We start from the raw sequence: 2,083 nt of genomic DNA, 5'->3' as shown, positions 1-2,083 counted from the left end.
GAAATGTACGGAAACACCGTCACCGATCCTCGGTTAAAACGAGGACCGAGCCCCGGCCCCCCCGCCCCGCCCACCCCCGCCCCCGCGCCCCGCCGGCCCCGGCGCCCGGGGGGGGGGGGGGCCCCCCACCCCCCGGCGGGGTTGTCAGGCCACGAGGGCCATCTGCGGCGCGGTCATCGTGCCGCCCAGACCGGACAACCGGATCGTCTCCGCCACCGGTCCCCGCGCGCCGGTGATCTCGATCCTCAGCTCCGCCCCGGCGGACTGGTGGGCCATCAGCAGGCTGCGCAGGCCGGCCGTGGGCAGGGCGGTGAGGCGTTCCAGGTCGAACACCAGCTGTCGCACCGGCAGCAACGCCACCGCCCTGATCAGCCGGTCCAGGCGGGACACCGCCTCCGGGCCCGCGTAACCGGCCAGGGTCACGGTCGCCCGGTCCTCGTCCATCTCCAACTTCGCGTACATCGTCATCCCTGCACTCCTCCTCGCGGAACAGCGGTGAGCACCAGGACCGAGCGCGGTCCCGCGGTGATGCGGTCCTGGTCGGGTACTTCCCGGTGGACGTCGGAGGTGTCGACGAACAGCCGCCACTCCCGGTTCGCGGGCAACGGGGGCAAGGTGACGTCCACCGGCTCCCAGAATGCGTTGGCGGCGAGGAAGACCACGTCGTCCGGCGCGGAGAACGTCACCGCCACCACCCGGTTCTCCGGCGACTCGTCCGGCGCGTGCCACTCGACGCCGTCGAACGCGTCACGGCGCAGCGCCGGGTGCGCGTGCCGGAACGCGATCAGCGACCGGGTGAACTCCGTCAGCCCGGGGTTCCGCCGGGCCTGCTCCCAGTCGACCCACGTCACCTCGTCGTCGTGGCAGTAGGCGTTGTTGTTGCCCTGCTGGGTGCGCCCGAACTCGTCGCCCGCGACCAGCATCGGCACGCCCCGGCTGAGCAGCAGCAGCGTCAGCGCGTTGCGGGTCAGCCGCTCGCGCAGGGCCAGCACGCCCGGGTCGGACGTCGGTCCCTCGTGGCCGCAGTTCCACGAGTGGTTGGCCTGCTCGCCGTCCCGGTTGGACTCGCCGTTGCGCTCGTTGTGCTTCTCGTTGTAGGAGAACAGGTCCGCCAGGGTGAACCCGTCGTGGGACGTCACGAAGTTCACCGACGCCCGGGGTCCGCGTTCGCCGTACAGGTCCGGCGAGCCGCCCAGCCGGCGCACCAGCTCCCCCGCCACGCCCGCGGCGCCCTTGACGAATCGCCGGACGGTGTCGCGGAACCGCCCGTTCCACTCGGCCCACCGCCCGTGCGCCGGGAACGACCCGACCTGGTACAGCCCGCCCGCGTCCCACGGCTCCGCGATGAGCTTGGTGTCGCGCAGCAACGGGTCCGCGGCGATGGCCCTCACCAGCGGCGGGTCCGCGAGCGGGACGCCGTCGGGGCCCCGGGTCAGCGCCGACGCGAGGTCGAACCGGAACCCGTCGACGTGGTACTCCGAGACCCAGAACCGCAGGCAGTCCAGGATGAACTCGACCACCTGCGGGTGGTTGGCGTTGACCGTGTTGCCGGTGCCGCTGAAGTTCAGGTACCGCCCCCGGTCGTCGTGCAGGTAGAACACCTCGTCGTCCAGGCCCCGCAACGAGATCGCCGGTCCGGTGTCGTCGCCCTCGGCGGTGTGGTTGAACACCACGTCGAGCACCACCTCGATGCCGGCCCGGTGCAGCGTCTTCACCAGCGACTTCAGCTCCGCCGCGGGGTCGTCGCCCGCCGCGTACCCCGCCTTGGGCGCGAAGAAGCCGACCGGGTTGTAGCCCCAGTAGTTCCACAGCGCCTGGCCGGCCACCGGGTCGAACCGGTCGTTGGCCAGCTCGTCGAACTCGAACACGGGCAGCAGCTCGACGCAGTTGACGCCGAGGTCGCGGAGGTGGCCGACCTTCTCGGCCACCCCCGCGTAGGTGCCGGGCGCGGCCACCCCGGACGAGGGGTGGCGGGTGAACCCGCGCACGTGCAGCTCGTACACGACGAGGTCGCACGCGGGCAACCCGAGCGGACGGTCGCCCTCCCAGTCGAACCCGCCCGCCACGACCCGGCTGCGGTACC

The 2,083-nt window shown here is 72.4% G+C and carries 2 protein-coding genes; both read right to left on the bottom strand.

Annotated features, from left to right (window positions below):
- Positions 1 to 144: 144 nt before the first annotated feature.
- Positions 145 to 468 (bottom strand): STAS domain-containing protein, encoded by a 324-nt coding sequence (locus AB0G02_RS36765; protein WP_360804079.1) that lies wholly within the window; start codon positions 466 to 468, stop codon positions 145 to 147.
- The coding region (locus AB0G02_RS36760) for an alpha-amylase family glycosyl hydrolase (RefSeq protein WP_360804076.1) at positions 465 to 2,083 on the bottom strand (1,619 nt) is incomplete at its 5' end. The genes AB0G02_RS36760 and AB0G02_RS36765, both read right to left, overlap by 4 nt.

The sequence above is a fragment of the Actinosynnema sp. NPDC023658 genome, from assembly GCF_040639995.1.
In the GTDB taxonomy this organism is placed as follows: domain Bacteria; phylum Actinomycetota; class Actinomycetes; order Mycobacteriales; family Pseudonocardiaceae; genus Actinosynnema.
Note: the sequence above shows the minus strand (reverse complement) of the source record. Positions and strands in the feature narration are given on the sequence as shown.

Bases quoted from the DNA above. Each gene is read 5' to 3' on its own strand.
- AB0G02_RS36765 (WP_360804079.1), bottom strand. From the start codon at position 468: ATGACGATGTACGCGAAGTTGGAGATGGACGAGGACCGGGCGACCGTG.